Source organism: Mycolicibacterium smegmatis (assembly GCF_001457595.1).
Lineage (GTDB): Bacteria > Actinomycetota > Actinomycetes > Mycobacteriales > Mycobacteriaceae > Mycobacterium > Mycobacterium smegmatis.
In genome coordinates, this window is sequence record NZ_LN831039.1 from 4,933,104 (window position 1) to 4,950,577 (window position 17,474).

Annotated in this window: 18 protein-coding genes; 9 read left to right on the forward strand and 9 right to left on the reverse strand. The window is 66.6% G+C overall.

What is annotated here, in order from left to right; translation table 11 throughout:
- Nucleotide 1: 1 nt before the first annotated feature.
- Both AT701_RS23585 and AT701_RS23590 read left to right on the forward strand, forming a co-directional pair.
- Nucleotides 2–976, forward strand: a complete 975-nt coding sequence (locus tag AT701_RS23585; RefSeq protein ID WP_058126700.1) for an NADPH:quinone oxidoreductase family protein — start codon at nt 2–4, stop codon at nt 974–976.
- 126 nt (nt 977–1,102) lie between these two features.
- Nucleotides 1,103–2,293 (forward strand): cytochrome P450, encoded by a 1,191-nt coding sequence (locus AT701_RS23590; protein ID WP_058126701.1) that lies wholly within the window; start codon nt 1,103–1,105, stop codon nt 2,291–2,293.
- A gap of 13 nt (nt 2,294–2,306) precedes the next feature.
- Here the strand turns inward: AT701_RS23590 and AT701_RS23595 are convergent, their stop codons facing one another.
- The 8 genes from AT701_RS23595 to AT701_RS23630 all read right to left on the reverse strand — a co-directional run bounded on the left by AT701_RS23595 (nt 2,307) and on the right by AT701_RS23630 (nt 10,410).
- Entirely contained in the window at nt 2,307–2,810 is a 504-nt protein-coding gene (locus tag AT701_RS23595) for a hypothetical protein (protein WP_058126702.1), read from the reverse strand.
- A complete protein-coding gene (locus AT701_RS23600) occupies nt 2,807–3,424 on the reverse strand; it encodes a TetR/AcrR family transcriptional regulator (RefSeq protein WP_003896230.1) in 618 nt (205 codons plus the stop codon). Before AT701_RS23600 ends, AT701_RS23595 begins: the two co-directional genes overlap by 4 nt.
- A 116-nt stretch (nt 3,425–3,540) precedes the next feature.
- Nucleotides 3,541–4,689, reverse strand: coding sequence for an acyl-CoA dehydrogenase family protein (locus tag AT701_RS23605; protein WP_058126703.1), 1,149 nt, complete (start codon nt 4,687–4,689; stop codon nt 3,541–3,543).
- 12 nt (nt 4,690–4,701) lie between these two features.
- The gene (locus tag AT701_RS23610; protein WP_058126704.1) at nt 4,702–5,850 is read right to left on the reverse strand and encodes a thiolase family protein; all 1,149 of its coding nucleotides are present in this window, start codon (nt 5,848–5,850) and stop codon (nt 4,702–4,704) included.
- Nucleotides 5,843–7,102 (reverse strand): CaiB/BaiF CoA transferase family protein, encoded by a 1,260-nt coding sequence (locus AT701_RS23615; protein ID WP_058126705.1) that lies wholly within the window; start codon nt 7,100–7,102, stop codon nt 5,843–5,845. Before AT701_RS23615 ends, AT701_RS23610 begins: the two co-directional genes overlap by 8 nt.
- Before the next feature lie 5 nt (nt 7,103–7,107).
- Nucleotides 7,108–7,866 carry an SDR family NAD(P)-dependent oxidoreductase gene (locus tag AT701_RS23620; RefSeq protein ID WP_011730124.1) on the reverse strand — a complete coding sequence of 253 codons (759 nt, stop codon included), beginning with the start codon at nt 7,864–7,866 and terminating at the stop codon, nt 7,108–7,110.
- A 16-nt stretch (nt 7,867–7,882) separates the two neighbouring features.
- Nucleotides 7,883–9,073, reverse strand: a complete 1,191-nt coding sequence (locus tag AT701_RS23625) for an acyl-CoA dehydrogenase family protein (RefSeq protein ID WP_058127716.1) — start codon at nt 9,071–9,073, stop codon at nt 7,883–7,885.
- Between the two features lie 41 nt (nt 9,074–9,114).
- Nucleotides 9,115–10,410 (reverse strand): amidohydrolase family protein, encoded by a 1,296-nt coding sequence (locus tag AT701_RS23630; RefSeq protein WP_058126706.1) that lies wholly within the window; start codon nt 10,408–10,410, stop codon nt 9,115–9,117.
- Between the two features lie 281 nt (nt 10,411–10,691).
- On the opposite strand from AT701_RS23630, the gene AT701_RS23640 reads away from it, so the two are divergent.
- Genes AT701_RS23640 through AT701_RS23670 form a run of 7 tightly spaced genes read left to right on the forward strand, consistent with a single transcriptional unit; the run spans nt 10,692 to nt 16,525 of the window.
- Nucleotides 10,692–11,222, forward strand: coding sequence for a carboxymuconolactone decarboxylase family protein (locus tag AT701_RS23640; protein ID WP_011730127.1), 531 nt, complete (start codon nt 10,692–10,694; stop codon nt 11,220–11,222).
- A 35-nt stretch (nt 11,223–11,257) separates the two neighbouring features.
- Nucleotides 11,258–12,601 (forward strand): aromatic ring-hydroxylating oxygenase subunit alpha, encoded by a 1,344-nt coding sequence (locus tag AT701_RS23645; RefSeq protein ID WP_003896238.1) that lies wholly within the window; start codon nt 11,258–11,260, stop codon nt 12,599–12,601.
- A complete protein-coding gene (locus AT701_RS23650; RefSeq protein WP_058126707.1) occupies nt 12,594–12,941 on the forward strand; it encodes a hypothetical protein in 348 nt (115 codons plus the stop codon). Before AT701_RS23645 ends, AT701_RS23650 begins: the two co-directional genes overlap by 8 nt.
- A gap of 2 nt (nt 12,942–12,943) precedes the next feature.
- Entirely contained in the window at nt 12,944–14,164 is a 1,221-nt protein-coding gene (locus tag AT701_RS23655; protein WP_011730128.1) for a metal-dependent hydrolase family protein, read from the forward strand.
- On the forward strand, nt 14,148–14,591 hold the full coding sequence (locus AT701_RS23660; protein WP_003896241.1) for a nuclear transport factor 2 family protein: 444 nt from the start codon (nt 14,148–14,150) through the stop codon (nt 14,589–14,591). Before AT701_RS23655 ends, AT701_RS23660 begins: the two co-directional genes overlap by 17 nt.
- Nucleotides 14,592–15,713 (forward strand): acyl-CoA dehydrogenase family protein, encoded by a 1,122-nt coding sequence (locus tag AT701_RS23665; protein ID WP_003896242.1) that lies wholly within the window; start codon nt 14,592–14,594, stop codon nt 15,711–15,713.
- Nucleotides 15,710–16,525, forward strand: coding sequence for an acyl-CoA dehydrogenase family protein (locus tag AT701_RS23670; RefSeq protein ID WP_014878162.1), 816 nt, complete (start codon nt 15,710–15,712; stop codon nt 16,523–16,525). Before AT701_RS23665 ends, AT701_RS23670 begins: the two co-directional genes overlap by 4 nt.
- A gap of 31 nt (nt 16,526–16,556) precedes the next feature.
- On the opposite strand, the gene AT701_RS23675 is transcribed toward AT701_RS23670, so the two are convergent.
- Nucleotides 16,557–17,339 carry an enoyl-CoA hydratase gene (locus AT701_RS23675; RefSeq protein WP_003896244.1) on the reverse strand — a complete coding sequence of 261 codons (783 nt, stop codon included), beginning with the start codon at nt 17,337–17,339 and terminating at the stop codon, nt 16,557–16,559.
- Nucleotides 17,340–17,474 lie beyond the last annotated feature (135 nt).

The following is a 17,474-nucleotide window of genomic DNA, read 5'->3' on the forward strand; positions in this document are numbered from 1 at the left end:
CGTGCGCGCAGCCGTCTGCCCCCGGTACGGGCCACCCGAGGTAGTCCGCGTCGAGGAGTTGCCTGCGCCTGAACTCGGGCCCGATCAGGTGCGGGTGCGTGTCGGTGCTGCCGCGGTGAACTTTCCCGACGTGTTGCTCGTGGCCGACAGGTACCAGGTGACCGTGCCCGTGCCGTTCGTCCCTGGCAGTGAATTCTCCGGGGTGGTGACCGAGATCGCCGACGGTGTCACGGATTTCGTAGTCGGCGACCGGGTGGTCGGTACCGCAATGCACGGCGCGTTCGCCGAGGAGGTGTGTGTCGACGCATCCTGTCTGCAGCGCGCCGTCGAGCGCCTCGGCGACCGTGGCGCCGCCGCGTCCGGCGTCGCGCACCGCACCGCGTTCCACGCGCTGCGGTCGGTCGCCCGGGTCTCCACGGGCGACGACGTTGTCGTGCTTGGCGCGGGCGGCGGCGTCGGCCTGGCCGCGGTGCAGCTCGCCGCGGCACTCGGCGCCCGGGTGACCGCGGTGGCGTCGTCAACCGAAAAACTCGATGCCGCAGCACGATACGGTGCACACCACCTCGTCGACCACACAGCCGGTTCACTCCGCGCGGCACTGCGCGACGCCGTTCCCGGAGGGGCCGACGCGGTGCTCGACCCGGTCGGCGGCGATCTCTCCGAACCCGCGTTGCGCGCGTTGCGCCGCGGCGGGCGGTTCGTCACCATCGGCTTCGCGTCAGGCGCCATCCCCCGGATACCACTGAACCTCGTGCTGGTGAAGGGCGTGCAGATCCTGGGCTTCGCGTTCCAGGACGTGCCGCCGGAGGAATTCGCGCGCAACGAATCCGAGCTCGGCGAACTGCTGGCGTCCGGCGCCGTGACGCCGCACATCGGTGCGGTCTATCCCCTCGCCGAGGTCGCTGCCGCGCTGCGGCATGTCGCCGAGGGACGCGCCGTGGGCAAGGTGGTCCTGGACGTCTCTGGCGTCCGATGAGGTTTACAGTCGTCGCAGTGAGCGTAAACTCACGCATCCTTGATCTGCGTCACCAGACCTGCTAAGCAAGTGCTCAGAACAAGACGGTCAGTTCAGAAAATGCCGCCCTTCGACGACGGAGTCCCGATGGCCAAGCCCAGCACCAGTGCCACACCAGACCTGTACTACGACCCGTACAGCGTGCAGCTCAACATGGAACCGCACGAGGTGTTCGCGCGGATCCGCGAAGAGGCGCCGCTGTACTACAACGAGCAGCACGACTTCTACGCGCTGAGCCGGTACCACGACGTCAACAAGGCCGTGATCGACCACGAGACGTTCATCTCGGGCCGCGGCGCGCTGCTCGAGCTCATCAAGAGCGGCATGGAGATTCCGCCCGGCACCCTGATTTTCGAGGATCCGCCGATCCACAACATCCACCGCAACCTGCTGTCGCGGATGTTCACGCCGCGCAAGGTGCTCGCGCTCGAGCCCCAGATCCGCGAATTCACCACCCGCTGCCTGGACGCGGTGGCCGGCTCGGACACGTTCGACTTCGTCAACGATCTCGGCGAGCAGATGCCCATGCGCGTCATCGGCATGCTGCTGGGCATCCCCGAGGACCGCCAGCGCGCCATCACCGACCACGGCGAGCAGACGCTGCAGGGCACGACAGTCGATTCCCTGGCCACCGGTGAGGTGTTCGCGGAATTCATCGACTGGCGCGCCGAGAACCCGTCGGACGACATCATGACCGACCTGCTCAACGCCGAGTTCGAGGACGAGACCGGCACGGTGCGCAAGCTGCGCCGAGACGAGTTGCTGCTGTACCTGACCGTGATCGCCACCGCGGGTTCGGAAACCACGACGCGCGCGCTGGGCTGGGCGGGCAAGACGCTGGCCGACCACCCCGATCAGCGCCGCGACCTCGTCGAGAACCCGGCGCTGATCCCGCAGGCCATCGAGGAACTGCTGCGCTGGGAACCGCCTGCCCTGCAGATCGCCCGCTACGTCACGCGCGACGTCGAGTACTACGGCAAGACCGTGCCCGCGGGGTCGGCGATGCTCATGCTGGTCGGGGCGGCCAACCGCGACCACAGGCGTTTCCCGCCGAACGGCGACGTGTTCGATATCCACCGGGAGCAGTTCTCGCACATGACTTTTGGTGCGGGCACGCACTTCTGCATGGGCAACGCGCTGGCCCGGCTCGAACTGCGTGTCGCACTCGAGGAAATACTCAAGCGCTTCCCCGAGTGGGAGGTCGACTGGGACAACGCCAGGCCCTCGGAGACCGCCGCGGTACGCGGCTGGGCGGCCATGCCAACGTTCGTGCGCTGACCGCCCTGTCGCGTCAGCTGGCGGTGATCAGGTCGGCGGGCACCGAGCGGCTGAGCATGGTGCCGGTGCGGAACGCCTCGGTGCTGCCGACGGAGCCGGCGTCGGGGTGATTGGCCGCGGTGAGCGCCTGGGCCTTGAACGCGCGTGCGGCAGCGGACAGTTCGTGATGGGCGGGACAGACGCGCAGGTCTGACGGACACTCGTCGCCCCACAGCGTGACCTCGGTGAGGCCCTGCTCCAGCGCGCCGAGCACACCGTGGCGCACACGCTTGTCGGTGTTGAACAGATCGGCCGCGACCGCGACGGTCTGCGGGTGCGGACGGTCCTGCCACGACCTGAGCACGCTCTCGAGGTCCATGGCCTCGACACCGAGGATCTCCAAGGGGCGCACGTTCTCGTCGCGGTCGATCAGCACCGTGACGTCCCAGCCGGCCATCACCCGGTCGACGAGCCAGCCTCCCGCGTACCGCACCGCGTCGATCACGCACGGGGCGACCACATCGAGTCGATACCTCATGTCAGCTCGATCTCGCGGGCCAACATCTCGGCGTATCCCTTGAATACGTCCTGCAGCGGCAGTGAGGGATCGAGTAACCATGAGGTCTCCATTCCGTTGACGAAGGCGAGAATTTCCACGGCCTTGATGACCGGGTCGAAGTCCGGGCGATAGCGGCCACTGTGCTGGCCGCGGCGAATGATGTCCGCGACGATGTCGCGCGCATCCTGCTGACGTTTCAGCAAACGATCGTGCAGTGGTGCATCCGGCTGGATGTTCTCCACCAGCAGCACCGTGAACGTACCGACCAACTCGGGTGCCCGGACGAACCGTTCGGCCACCCGCTTGATCTCGTCGGCAAGGTCACCGGACCGGTCGGCGTGTGCATCGTCGTCGAGATCCCTGGCGTCGAGCACCGCGTTGAGGAGGTGCTCCTTGGATTCGAAATGATGCAGCAGACCGGCCGTGGTGACCCCGGCCTCCTTGGCGATCTGAGCGAGTGAGGTGTTGCGCCACCCGTTGCGGGCCAGCAGCCTCTCGGCGACCGAAAGGATGCGCTGCCTGCGGTCTTCGCCCTTGGCGAGCAGGGTCTCGTAGGGTCTGGCAGCCTCGGCCTGCCCCTGGGGTGGCGTCACTGAACTCCTTCGTCCAAACCAACCTAGTGAACACACAGTAGGTTGGTTTGCACGGTGTGACAAGGGTCTCAACGGGAATAAATTCGGGCCTGTGTCACATAACGCACACCCGCAGGCTACAGGCCCAGCGACTTCGCGATGATGACTTTCATGACCTCGCTGGTACCCGCGTAGATCCGGGCGACGCGGGCGTCGGTGTACAGCCTGGCGATGGGGTACTCCATCATGTAGCCGTACCCGCCGAACAACTGCAGGCAACGATCGACCACGCGCGCCTGCATCTCGGTGCAGAACAGTTTGACGCGCGCCGCGTCGGCCCCCGACAGCTCGCCGTCGACGTGCAGCGCCACCGCGCGGTCGAGCATGGCCTGGGCTGCCTCGACCTCCGCCGAACACGCCGCCAGCTCGAACTTGGTGTTCTGGAAGGACGCCACGGGTGTGCCGAATGCCTTGCGGGTCTTGGTGTAATCGATCGCCGCGTCGATCGCCGAGCGGGCCTGGGCCACCGAACCGACGGCGACCGTGAGGCGCTCCTGGGCCAGGTTGTGGCCGAGGTAGCTGAACGCCTCGCCCTCCTCCCCCAGCACGTTGGCCACCGGCACCCGCACGTCGGTGAACGACAGCTCCGCGGTGTCCTGCACCTTGCAGCCCATCTTCTCCAGTTCACGGCCGCGGCTGAAGCCCGCCATGCCGTCCTCGACCACCAGCAGCGTCAGCCCCTTTCGGCGGTTATCCGGATCGGTCGACGTACGGGCCACCACGACAACCAGATCCGCCTGGATACCACCGGTGATGAAGGTCTTGGCGCCGTTGAGGACGTAGTGGTCCCCGTCCCGCACCGCGGTGGTGCGCACGCCCGCGAGATCCGATCCGGTCCCCGGCTCGGTCATCGCGATCGCGGTCAGCAGTGTGCCCGCCGCCAGACCGGGGAACCACCGCTGCCGCTGCTCGGTGTTGGCGTAGTGCAGGAAGTACGGCAGGATCACCTCGAGCTGGGTGCGGACCGTGGACAGCGTGACCAGGGCCCTGGCGGCCTCCTCCTGAAGCACGACGTTGTAGCGGTAGTCGGGAATGCCTGCGCCGCCGTACTCCTCGGGGATGGCCATGCCGAGCATGCCCAGTTCACCCATCTGCTTGAACACGTCGCGCGGCATGCGTCCGGCCTTCTCCCATTCGGGATAGGCCGGGACGACTTCCTTCTCGATGAAATCCCGCGCCAGCGTGCGGAATGCCTCGTGATCCTCGGTGAACAGATTCCGCTGCATCAGCCGGCCCTCCTAGCCGAGAAGTTCGACGATCGTGGCGTTGGCGGTGCCACCGCCCTCGCACATGGTCTGTAAGCCGTACTGAATCCCGTTGTCGCGCATGTGGTTGATCATGCGGGTCAGCAGCACCGCGCCGGATGCGCCCAACGGGTGCCCGAGCGCGATGGCGCCGCCGAGCGGGTTGAGCTTGGCCGGGTCGGCGCCGGTCTCGGCCTGCCATGCCAGCGGCACGGGCGCGAACGCCTCGTTGACCTCGAAGACGCCGATCTCGTCGAGCCGGACCCCGGCCTTGTGCAGCACCTTCTCGGTGGCCGGGATGGGGCCGGTGAGCATGAGCACCGGGTCGGCGCCCGCGACCGCGCCCGCGCGGTACCGCACGATGGGTGAAAGACCCATCGCGACGGCATTTTCCGCGGTCATCACCAGCAGGGCGGCCGCGCCGTCGGAGATCTGTGACGAATTGCCCGCGTGGATGACGCCGTCGTCTTTGAACGCGGGCTTGAGGTTGGCGAGTTTGTCGACCGTGGTCCCCCGGCGCACGCCCTCGTCGGCGACCACGGGGTCGCCGTCGTCGGGGAACACCGTGATCATCTGGGTCTCGAAGGCGCCGCTGTCCTGCGCGGCCGCGGCGCGTTCGTGCGACGCCACCGAGTATTCGTCGAGTTGCGTGCGGGTGAAGCCCCACTTCTGCGCGATCATCTCGGCCGAGATGCCCTGGTTGAACGAGAAGTCGCGATACCGGTCGATCACCTTGGGCCCGTATGGCATCCCGGTGGCGCGGGCGGCGCCGAGCGGTACGCGGCTCATCACCTCGACACCACCGGCGACCACGACGTCCTGCTGGCCCGACATCACGGCCTGCACCGCGAAGTCCAGCGCCTGCTGGCTCGATCCGCAGGCCCGGTTGACGGTGGTTCCGGGTATGTGTTCGGGCCACCCCGCGGCCAGCACCGCGAACCGGCCGATGTTGCTCGACTGGTCGCCCACCTGCGATACGCAGCCCCAGATGACGTCGTCGATGATGTCGGGGCCGATGCCGGCCTTCTCCACGAGCGCATTGAGGACCAGTCCCGACAGATCGGCGGCATGCATGCCGGACAGGCCGCCGTTGCGCTTGCCGACGGGCGTGCGCACGGCTTCGACGATGACGGTTTCACGCATGGGACTGCTCCGATCTTGTTTGCATCGCGGGGCCGACCGCGCCCTGTTCGCGCAGCGAGGCGATCTCCTCGGCGGACAGGCCGATGTCGGCCAGGATGTGATCAGTGTGCTCGCCCAGGCCGGGTACCGCACCCATCGGCATCTCGTAGCCGGCGATCACGGGCGGCGGCAGCAGCGCGGCGATCTCGCCCTTGGGCGTGGCGACCTGGCGCCAGCGGTCACGGTCCTTGAGGTGCTGGTGTGCGATGACCTCGCTGGGCCGGTTGAACCGCGAGTTGCCGATGCCCGCCTCGTCGGCGATCTGCTGGATCTCGGCGAGATCGTGCTGCGCGCACCAGGTTCCGATGGCCTCGTTGAGCACGTCGCGGTGCGCGCAGCGGTCGGAGTTGGTGGCGAAACGCGGATCGTCGGCGAGATCGGGGCGGTCGATGATCTCGCGTGCCAGCCGCTGCCACTCCCGGTCGTTGGTGGTGCCGAGGACGACGGTCTGATCGTCCCGCGTGCTGAACGCGCCGTACGGAGCGACAGCCGGCGAGCTCATGCCCAGCGGCTGCTGGTCGACGCCCGAGTGCTGCGTGTAGGTCAGTGGGTAGCCCATGATGTCGGTCATGGTGTCGAACAGGCTGACCGCGACCGCGGGCGCGGCGCCGTTCTCCGGCCGGCGCAGCCTCCCGATGAGCAGCGCCATGATCGAAAGCGCGGCATACAGGCCCGTGGAGATGTCGGCGACCGGCGGCCCCGGCTTGGCAGGCATGTCCGGGTGGCCCGTGACGGCGCACGCGCCGGACTCGGCCTGCACCAGCAGGTCGTACGCCCGTTTGTGGGACAGCGGTCCCCCGCTGCCGTATCCGTCGATCTCGACCGGGATCACCTGCGGGTGTCGCTCGGCGAGATCGGCCGGTGCCAGGCCCATACGGGCCATCGCGCCCGGCGCGAGGTTGGACACCAGGGCATCGGCGGTGTCCAGCAGCTTGTGCAGCACGTCCATGCCGCCGGGGGTCTTGAGGTCCAGCGTGATGGACTCCTTGCCGCGGTTGGCCCAAACGAAGTGCGCGGCAAGGCCGCCGGGCCCGAGGACCACGTCGTCGTAGTCACGCGCGAAGTCCCCGCCCTTGGGGTTCTCCACCTTGATCACGCGCGCACCGAAGTCGGCGAGCACACGGGTGCACATGGGCGCCGACACCGCCTGTTCGAGCGCGACGACCGTGAACCCGGCGAGTGGCCCCGACTTCTCCGGGGTGTCCTTCGGCATACCCGTCACATAACCATGCCGCCGTCGACCGGCAGTACCTGGCCGGTGATGTACGACGCGGCATCCGACGCCAGGAACACGAACGCCCCGGCCACCTCCTCGGCGTCGGCCCAGCGCTTGAGCAGGATGCGGTTCATCATGTTGGCCGCGAACTTCTCGTTGGTGCGGATGGTCTCGGTCATGGGTGTCGCGGCCAGCGGCGCCAGCGCGTTGACCATGATGTTCCTGGGCGCCAGTTCACGTGCGAGCGATTTGGTGAAGCCGATGAGGCCGGCCTTGGCCGCCGAGTAGTTGACCTGCCCCAGCGTGCCGGTGATGCCCGCCGACGACGTGACGTTGATGATGCGCCCGGTGCCGTCGGTGGCCAGGTGCGGCAGCGCGGACTGCGTGACGTGGAACGAGCCCATGACGTGGACGTCGAACGTCCGCCGGAACGTCTCGTCGGTGAGTTTGGGGAACATCGCCGGTGCGGTGACGCCTGCGTTGTTCACCAGGATGTGCAGCGTGCCCTGCCCCAGGGCGGCGGCGCGTTCGGCGGCCGCGACCGCGGCGTCGCGGTCGCCGACGTCGAGCGCTGCGCTGTCGGCCTTGCCGCCTGCGGCATTTATCCGCTCGGCCACGGTGCGGGCGGCCTCACCGTCGATGTCGGTCACGAGCACCGCCGCACCCGCGGCGGCCAGGGCCTCGGACACCGCGGCGCCGATGCCGCAACCGGCACCGGTCACCAGCGCCGAACGTCCGGTGAGGTCGAAATAGGTTCTCATCGAAGCGAAGATCTCCTCAGTAGCTCTTGGGCAGACCCAGCACGTTGGCGCCGAGGAAGTTCAGGATCATCTCCTGGCTCACGGGCGCGATCTTCATGAGACGCGACTCCCGGAAGAACCGTGAGATGTTGTACTCCTCGGAATAGCCCATCCCGCCATGGGTCTGCAGAGCACGGTCGGCCGCGGCGAATCCCGCGTCGGCGCACAGGTATTTGGCCATGTTCGCCTCACGCCCGCACGGTTTGCCGTTGTCGTAGAGCCACGTGGCCTTGCGCAGGACGAGTTCGGCGGCGTCGAGGCGCGCGAGCGAATCGGCAAGGGGGAACTGAATTCCCTGGTTCATGCCGATGGGACGGTCGAACACGACACGATCGTTGGCGTACTTCACCGCACGGTCGAGCGCGACCCGGCCGATACCGAGTGCCTCGGCCGCGATCAGCATGCGCTCGGGGTTGAGTCCGTGCAGGATGTAGCCGAACCCCTTGCCCTCCTCGCCGATCCGGTGTTCGACAGGAACCCGCAGATCGTCGATGAACAACTCGTTGGAGCTCACGGCGTTGCGGCCCATCTTGTTGATGGGCCGGATGTCGACGTGGTCGCGGTCGAGATCGGTGAGGAACAGCGACAACCCTTCGGTGGGCTTGCCGCCCCGCTTCTCGACGTCCTCGCGGCTCTCGGTGCGCGTCAGCAGCAGGATCTTCTCGGATTCGAGGGCCTTGGAGATCCACACCTTGCGGCCGTTGATCACATAATCCGCGTCGGGGTGGTCGCCGTCACGCCGCGCGAACGTGGTGATACGTGAGGTGTCCAGGCCGGCACCGGGTTCGGTGACGCCGAAGCACACGTGCAGATCACCGTCGACGATCCGCGGCAGGGTCTCGGCCTTCATCTCGTCGGACCCGTAGACCACCACCGGTTGCATGCCGAAGATCGACATGTGGATCGCGCTCGCGGCGTTCATGCCACCTCCGGACCGTGCCACCTCCTCGGCGAGAATCGTCGCCTCGGTGATGCCGAGACCGTGCCCGCCGTACTGCTCGGGGATGGTCATCCCGAGCCAGCCGCCGCCGGCGATGGCGTCGTAGAACTCCTGTGGGAACTCGTGCGCCTGATCCTTCGTCATCCAGTAGTGGTCGTCGAACTTGGCCGCCAGTTCCGCAACGGAACTGCGGATCAGTTGCTGATCCTCGGTGAGCTCGAAGTTCATCCCGCCCGACACGTACATGTGCTCCTGGTTCTCTTGTCGATTCAGTCCCGTGCGCCCGAGACCGCTTTGGCGTTGGTCTGGAAGTCGGCGAAGCTGGCGCCGGTCTTGTCCTTCTTGCTGAGCGCCCGGATCGAGACGTCGTGGCCCTCGGCGGCTTTGCGCAGCGCACCGACGTTGGCCTGCTCCTTGGGCACGTGGGCGAACGGGTCGAAGTGGTAGAGCCGCATGGCGTTCTCGTGGGTGATCTTGTTGATCTCGTCGTCGGGCACGTCGTAGGTGTCGAACACCGCCGACAGTTCCTCGGGCGCGCCCGGCCACATGGAATCGCTGTGCGGGTAGTCCATTTCCCAGCAGATGTTGTCGATGCCGATCATGTGGCGGTTCTTCACCCCGACCGGGTCGGAGATGAAGCACGTCATGAAGTGCTCGCGGAACACCTCGCTGGGCAGCTTGCCGCCGAAGTTCTGGTGGGTCCACGTCGAGTGCATCTCGAAGGTGCGGTCCACGCGGTCCAGGAAGTACGGGATCCACCCGGTGCCGCCCTCGGACAGTGCGATCTTCAGCGTCGGGAACTCCTTGATGGGCGCCGACCACAGCAGGTCGGCCGCGGCCTGCACGATGTTCATGGGCTGCAGCGTGATCATGACGTCCATCGGCGCGTCGGGTGCGGTGATCGCCAGCTTGCCCGACGACCCGATGTGCACGTTCATCACGGTCTCGGTGTCCACGAGCGCCTGCCACAACGGGCGCCAGTACTCCAGGTCGTGGAACGACGGATAACCCAGCGTCGAGGGATTCTCGGTGAAAGTCAGTGAGTGCACACCTTTTTCGGCCACCCGGCGCACCTCGGCGGCGGCCAATCCAGGATTCCAGATCGCCGGGATCGCCATCGGGATGAACCGGCCCGGATTCGAGGCGCACCACTCGTCGATGTGCCAGTCGTTGTACGCCTGGACCAGGGCCAGCGAGAACTCCTCGTCGTCGGTGGCGAACAGGCGCGCGGCGAAACCGGGGAACGACGGGAAGTTCATGGTCGCCAGCACGCCACCGGCGTTCATGTCCTTGACCCGCTCGTTCGGGTCGTAGCAGCCCTTGCGGATCTCGTCGAGGCCCTGCGGTTCGAGGCCGTACTCCTCCTTCGGCCGGCCCGCGACGGCGTTGAGCGCGACGTTGGGGATCACGGTGTCGCGGAACTGCCAGGTATCCGAGCCGTCGGGGTTGTGTACCAACCGCGGTGCCTCGTCGCGGTACTTGGCGGGCAGATGATTCTTGAACATGTCCGGTGGCTCGATGATGTGGTCGTCCACGCTGATGAGGATCATGTCGTCTTTGTTCATGACTGCTCTCCGTTCCGGCGAAGGGTTGCGGACTTCGACCATGCGGCACGGCGCACCGCACACGCTTCTCTCTGTCAGGAAACTATCTTCTCCATAGACGAGAATCAATGTCTGATGTCGCTGACGAGCATCTTCAGCCTGGTCACGCGCACACGCGAGCAGTTGCCATTGACCATCGGCCGAAAAGATGGAAACCTGTTAGTCGTAAATGAGAACCTGATTCTCATGGACGAGAGTTGAAGCTGACAGCAGCAGCGTGAGCGCCGAGAGGAGAGCCGTCCGTGCGCCTGACCCCATTGCCCGCCGACGAGTGGGACGACGAGGTACGACTGGCGCTGTCGGTGATGCTGCCCGAGGAGCGACTGAACCCCGAGGGCGCGGGCACCGCGTTGTCCACGCTGGCCCGCCATCCGCGGCTCACCAAGGCGTTCCTGCGGTTCAGCAACCACCTGCTGTTCCGCTCCACCCTCGACCCACGCCTGCGCGAGCTCGCGATCCTGCGTATCGCGCGCAGGCGCAACTGCGAGTACGAGTGGGCCCACCACGCGTTCATCGGCAAGGCCGAGGGCCTCACCGACGACGACATCGACGGCATCGGCCGTGGCGTGGTGTCCGACCCCTTCGACCAGGTCGTGATCGACGCCGTCGACGAACTCGACGAACTGTCCACGATCTCGGACCCCACGTGGGCCGCGCTCGGCGAGAAACTCGACGACCGCCAGCGCATGGACCTGGTCTTCACCGTCGGCGGCTACGGCCTCATGGCCATGGCCTACAACACCTTTGGCATCGAACCGGAATCCGGCCACTGAGCCCTGAACGGCTCGACAGAGAAAGTAGGTAGAAAGTGGCGCATTTCCCGAAACCAGCTGTCGGCAGCTGGACCGAGAACTGGCCCGAACTGGGCACCGCCCCTGTGGATTACACCGACTCCATCGACCCGGAGCAGTGGAAACTGGAGCAGCAGGCCATCTTCCGCAGGACCTGGCTGCATGTGGGTCGTGTGGAGCGCCTGCCCAAGACCGGGAGCTACTTCACCCGCGAGATGCCATCGGTGGGCAAGGGCACGTCGATCATCGTCGTCAAGGACAAAGACGGTGCCGTGCGGGCGTTCTACAACATGTGCCGGCACCGCGGCAACAAGCTCGTGTGGAACGACTACCCCGGCGAAGAGGTCTCCGGTACGTGCAGGCAGTTCACGTGCAAGTACCACGCGTGGCGCTACGCGCTCAACGGTGACCTGACGTTCATCCAGCAGGAGGACGAGTTCTTCGACGTCGACAAGGCCGACTACCCGCTCAAGCCCGTGCGGTGCGAGATCTGGGAAGGGTTCATCTTCGTCAACTTCGACGACGACGCCATGCCGCTCGAGGAGTACCTCGGCGAGTTCGGGCAGGGCCTCAAAGGTTATCCGTTCCACGAGATGACCGAGGTGTACAGCTACCGCGCCGAGATCAACTCGAACTGGAAGCTCTTCATCGACGCGTTCGTCGAGTTCTACCACGCCCCGATCCTGCACATGAAGCAGGCGACGCCCGAAGAGGCCGCCAAGCTGGCCAAGATCGGCTTCGAGGCGCTGCACTACGACATCAAGGGCGACCACTCGATGATCTCGTCCTGGGGCGGCATGAGCCCGCCGAAGGACCTCAACATGGTCAAGCCGATCGAGCGCATCCTGCACAGCGGTCTGTTCGGCCCGTGGGACCGTCCCGACATCAAGGGCATCCTGCCCGACGAGTTGCCGCCCGCGGTCAACCCGGCCCGTCAGCCCACGTGGGGCCAGGACAGCTTCGAGTTCTTCCCCAACTTCACTCTGCTGCTGTGGGTTCCGGGCTGGTATCTGACCTACAACTACTGGCCGACCGACGTCGACAAGCACATCTTCGAGTGCAACCTGTACTTCGTCCCGCCGAAGAACACCCGTCAGCGGCTCGCGCAGGAACTCGCGGCCGTGACGTTCAAGGAGTACGCGCTGCAGGACGCAAACACGCTGGAGGCCACGCAGACGCAGATCAACACGCGCGCGGTGACCGAGTTCCCGCTGTGCGACCAGGAGGTGCTGCTGCGCCACCTGCACCACACGGCGCACAAGTACGTCGATGCCTACAAGGCCGAACTGGCGGAGAAAACCCAGAAGGCCGAGTCCAACGGGTCGGCCGTCACGAGCGAGAAGGACGCCGCGCATGTCTGACACCACCACAGAACGCCTGCTGCCCGAGGAGTTCGCCTACCTCGAGCGGTTCTCCGACTGGATCCTGCCGACCGAACCCGAGCGCTACGCCAAGCGGCTGTCGTCGTCGATGGAGGAGATGCAGGAGCTCTACGACGTCGGGATGGCCCGCCTCGAGGAGGTCATGACCTACCTCGACGCGCGATTCCCGTTGCACGGCATGCCCGATGACGCCAAGCGCCTCATGCACCTCATGCAGTCGGTGGTGATGGTGAGCTTCCCGGTCGAGGTGTGGAAGCAGCCGCGTGTCCTCGACAGCGGGGCCGCGTGGGTCGAGATCGTCAGGGAGCCGGTGGTGTAAGGGTGCTGACCCTCAAAGCTGCGGGTCTCGTCGACGTCGACACCGGGGAACTCATCCGCCCCGGTGTCGTGCGCGTCGAGGGCGACCGCATAGTCGGCATCGGCGGCCCGGCCGAAGGCGAGGTCATCGACCTCGGGGATGCCATCCTGCTGCCCGGCCTGATGGACATGGAGGTCAACCTCCTCATGGGCGGGCGCGGTGAGAATCCCGGGCTGTCGCAGGTACAGGACGATCCCCCCACCCGTGTGCTGCGCGCCGTGGGCAACGCGCGCCGCACGCTGCGGGCCGGTTTCACCACCGTGCGCAACCTCGGCCTGTTCGTCAAGACCGGCGGTTACCTGCTGGATGTCGCGCTGGGCAAGGCGATCGACGCGGGGTGGATCGACGGACCGCGCGTGATCCCGGCAGGCCACGCGATCACCCCGACCGGTGGACACCTGGATCCCACGATGTTCGCCGCGTTCATGCCCGGCGTGCTGGAACTGACCGTCGAGGAGGGCATCGCCAACGGCGTCGACGAGATCCGCAAGGCCGTGCGCTACCAGATCAAGCACGGCGCACAGCTGATCAAGGTGTGCTGTTCGGGCGGTGTGATGTCACTGACCGGAGAGGCCGGGGCACAACACTATTCGGACGAAGAGCTGCGTGTCATCGTCGACGAGGCACACCGGCGCGGGTTGCGGGTCGCCGCACACACGCACGGCGCCGAGGCCGTCAAACACGCGATCGACTGCGGCATCGACTGCATCGAACACGGCTTCCTCATGGACGACGAGGCCATCGAGATGATGGTGGCGCACGACCGGTTCCTGGTGTCGACGCGTCGGCTCGCCGAGTACATGGACGTCTCCAAGGCGCCACCGGAGCTTCAGGCCAAGGCCGCCGAGATGTTCCCCAAGGCGCGCACGTCGATCAAGGCCGCGTACGAGGCCGGCGTCAAGATCGCTATCGGCACCGACGCCCCGGCCATCCCCCACGGCCGCAACGCCGACGAACTGGTCACGCTGGTGCAGTGGGGCCTGCCGCCTGCGGCCGTGCTGAAAGCGGCCACCGTGACCGCGGCCGAGTTGATCAACGTGACCGACCGCGGCCGCCTCGCCGAAGGCCTGCTGGCCGACATCATCGCGGTGCCGGGCAACCCGCTGGAAGACATCAGCGTTACACAAAACGTAGACTTTGTAATGAAAGGCGGTAAGGTCTTCCGCAATGACAAAGCCAACTGACGCCCCGACACGCACCGAGGATCTCGTCGAGATCCAGCAGTTGCTCGCGAAGTATGCGGTCACCATCACCCAGGGCGACATCGACGGTCTGATAAGCGTTTTCACGCCCGACGGCACCTACAGCGCGTTCGGCGAGACGTACACCCTCAACCGGTTCCCGGTGCTCGTCGACGCAGCGCCCAAGGGCCTGTTCATGACCGGCACGGCGCTCGTGGACCTGGTGCAGGGCGCTGATACCGCCACCGGGACCCAGCCACTGTGCTTCATCGAGCACTCCACGCACGACATGCGCATCGGCTACTACCGCGACACGTATGAGCGCACGGCCGACGGCTGGCGCCTGAAAACCCGTTCCATGACGTTCATCCGGCGTAACGGCGACCACGACCACGGCCGTCCGCACGCCATCGGCAGGCCGGAAGCTTAGATGACCGAACTCCACGACCCCACCGCATTCCGCACGGCGCTGCAGGACTGGCTGGGCCGGACCGACCTCACGCCACCCGAGGACCATTCGCTCGAAGCGCACATGACCCAGTTCCGCCGGGTACAGCGCGCGCTGTACGACGCAGACTTCGGTCGCTACGGCTGGCCCGAGACCGCCGGTGGGCTGGGTGGCCCGGACGTGCTGCGCGCCATCGTCGGCGAAGAGATCGTGGGCCGGCGATTGGCCGAACCCGGTCCGTGGTCGATGCTGGAGGTGCTCGCGCCGACCATGATCGACTACGCCCACCCCGAACTCGCCGCCGAGATGGTGCCGAAGCTGCTGCGCGGCGACGAACAGTGGTGCCAAGGGTTTTCCGAACCCGGAGCGGGCAGCGACCTCGCCTCGATCACCACGCGCGCCACCCAGAAGGGTGACAAGTGGATCATCAACGGCCAGAAGGTGTGGACGAGCTTCGCGCAGTTCTCGCAACGGTGCATCCTGCTGACCCGCACCGGGGACGCAGGCACCCCGAACCACCAGGCGATCACGGCGTTCTTCGTCGACCTCGACACACCCGGCATCACCGTGCGGCCGTTGCGCACCATGCACGACGTCGACGAATTCTGCGAGGTGTACTTCGACGACGTCGAGGTCGACGCGGGCCGCATGCTCGGAAACCCCGGCCAGGGTTGGCAACTCGCGATGGCCCTGCTGCCGTACGAGCGCTCGACATGCTTCTGGCAGCGCATCGCGTACCTGTACTCGCGGTTCGACGCGCTCATCGAGGCCGTCAAACGCCAGGGCCAGGTCGTCGATTCGGATCTGGGCGAGGTCTACCTGGCCCTGCACACCGTGCGCTGCCGGTCGGCGGCCACACAGCGCAGACTCGCCGAGGGGCACAAGCTGGGTCCGGACACCTCGATCGACAAGGTGCTGCTGGCCAACGCCGAACAACTGCTCTACGACACGGCCCGCAATCTGTTGCCCGGCGTGATCGAACTCGAGGATTCCGAATGGCGCACCGAGTACCTGTACTCGCGCGCGGCCACGATCTACGGCGGTACCGCCGAGGTGCAGCGCAACATCATCGCGCACCGCCTACTGGACCTCCCGAAGGGATGACGGACATGGACGCCGAATCGCTAGGCCTGCTGGAAGAGACGCTGCGCAAGACCATGCTGTCGGCGTCCGGCGCGAAGCTCGACGCCGCGCTGGCCGAACTGGGCTGGGCCGAGATGCTCAGCGACATGCCCGAGGTCGCCATGCCGCTGGTGTTCCGGCTGCTGGGCGAAACCGGTTCACACGCCTCGGTTCTCAACGACGTGCTGCTGGAGACCATCGGCGGGCTGCCGGGCGGCACTCCGCCGATGCCGTATGCGGGTGGTGGCTGGGTCGTGTGGGAGCGCAGAGACAGCACGGACAGCGCAGACAGCGCCAACCCCACGTTGGGCGGGCTGCCGCTGCGCAAGGTGCCTGACGGGCAACTGCTGCGGATCTCGGAGGCCCGCAGGGCCCTGGGCTGGTGGCTCGTCGGCTCGGCACGCGCGATGCTGGCGCTGGCGCGTCAGCACGCGATGGACCGCGTGCAGTTCGGCGCGCCGATCGCGACGTTCCAGGCCGTGCGTCACCGGCTCGCCGAGACGCTCGTGGCCATCGAGGGCGCCGAGGCGACCCTGAGCCAGCCCAACGCCGACAACGTCGACCTCACCTCGCTTTTGGCCAAGGCCGCCGCGGGCAAGGCCGCGCTGACCGCGGCCAGGCACTGCCAGCAGGTGCTGGGCGGCATCGGTTTCACCGCAGAACACGAGTTGCACACCCACGTCGAGCGGGTGCTGGTGCTCGACGGATTGCTGGGCAACGCACGCGAACTCACGCGCAAGGCCGGATCGGGTATGCGCGCCAGGGGCACCGCGCCGCGCATGGCGCAGGTCTAGCTTCACGCCGCAGGCGCCGGGGCATGGCGCCCTACTTGATGTTGGCCTTCATTTCCTCGATGTCGACCAGCACCGGCCAACCGCTGACGCTCAGCGCGTTGCCGTGCCCGGTCTGGTGGATGTCGAAGACCGATTGGATGGCCGCGTAGAAGCCCTGCACGTCGAGTGTCTGGTTCACGGCCCGCTTGGCCTGGCGCAGTGCGAACGGCGGCATCGTGGCGATCTGTTCGGCCAGCTCGCGGGTCTGCGCGTCGAGTTCGTCACGCGCGACGACGCGGTTGACCATGCCGGTGCGCTCGGCCTCCTCCGCCGTCAGCGCGCGCCCGGTGAACAAAATCTCCTTGGCCTTGCGCGGGCCGAGTTCCCACGTGTGACCGTGGTATTCGACGCCACCGATGCCCATGAGCGCCACCGGGTCGGAGAACAGCGCGTCGTCGGACGCCAGGATCAGATCACACGGCCAGCACAGCAGCAGACCACCCGAGATGCAGCGCCCCTGGACGGCCGCGATCGACGGCTTGGGCACGTTGCGCCAGCGCAGCGTGTAGTCGAGATAGCGCCTGGCCTCGTGCTGGATGATGAATTCCAGTGAGATCTTCTCGGGCACTTCACCACCGCCACGCAGATCGTGCCCGGCGGAGAAGTGCTTTCCGTTGGCCCGCAGAATGATGACCTTGACCTCGTTGTCCTCGGCGGCCCTGGTCCAGGCCGCGTCGAGTTCGTCGAGCAGTTCGGGGTTCTGCGCGTTGGCGGCCTCGGGGCGGTTGAGCGTGATGGTCGCGATCGAGTCGGCGACGCCGTAGTCGATGTACACGTGGGTCCCTTCGGGGCGCCGGATGCAGGACGGGTGCATGAGAGGGCCTTCTTCTCGAAGACCTTCTAGGATTCCCGTGCCGAGAATACTATTCTCGGTATACGAAAGTTACAATCTCCGACACGTTGGCCGCGA

What these genes read in the sequence shown, in the direction of transcription:
- AT701_RS23590 (WP_058126701.1), top strand. Translation starts at nt 1,103, where the DNA reads ATGGCCAAGCCCAGCACCAGTGCCACACCAGACCTGTACTACGACCCG.
- AT701_RS23595 (WP_058126702.1), bottom strand. Translation starts at nt 2,810, where the DNA reads ATGAGGTATCGACTCGATGTGGTCGCCCCGTGCGTGATCGACGCGGTG.
- AT701_RS23605 (WP_058126703.1), bottom strand. Translation starts at nt 4,689, where the DNA reads ATGCAGCGGAATCTGTTCACCGAGGATCACGAGGCATTCCGCACGCTG.
- AT701_RS23610 (WP_058126704.1), bottom strand. Translation starts at nt 5,850, where the DNA reads ATGCGTGAAACCGTCATCGTCGAAGCCGTGCGCACGCCCGTCGGCAAG.
- AT701_RS23615 (WP_058126705.1), bottom strand. Translation starts at nt 7,102, where the DNA reads ATGCCGAAGGACACCCCGGAGAAGTCGGGGCCACTCGCCGGGTTCACG.
- AT701_RS23620 (WP_011730124.1), bottom strand. Translation starts at nt 7,866, where the DNA reads ATGAGAACCTATTTCGACCTCACCGGACGTTCGGCGCTGGTGACCGGT.
- AT701_RS23625 (WP_058127716.1), bottom strand. Translation starts at nt 9,073, where the DNA reads ATGAACTTCGAGCTCACCGAGGATCAGCAACTGATCCGCAGTTCCGTT.
- AT701_RS23630 (WP_058126706.1), bottom strand. Translation starts at nt 10,410, where the DNA reads ATGAACAAAGACGACATGATCCTCATCAGCGTGGACGACCACATCATC.
- AT701_RS23650 (WP_058126707.1), top strand. Translation starts at nt 12,594, where the DNA reads ATGTCTGACACCACCACAGAACGCCTGCTGCCCGAGGAGTTCGCCTAC.
- AT701_RS23660 (WP_003896241.1), top strand. Translation starts at nt 14,148, where the DNA reads ATGACAAAGCCAACTGACGCCCCGACACGCACCGAGGATCTCGTCGAG.
- AT701_RS23665 (WP_003896242.1), top strand. Translation starts at nt 14,592, where the DNA reads ATGACCGAACTCCACGACCCCACCGCATTCCGCACGGCGCTGCAGGAC.
- AT701_RS23670 (WP_014878162.1), top strand. Translation starts at nt 15,710, where the DNA reads ATGACGGACATGGACGCCGAATCGCTAGGCCTGCTGGAAGAGACGCTG.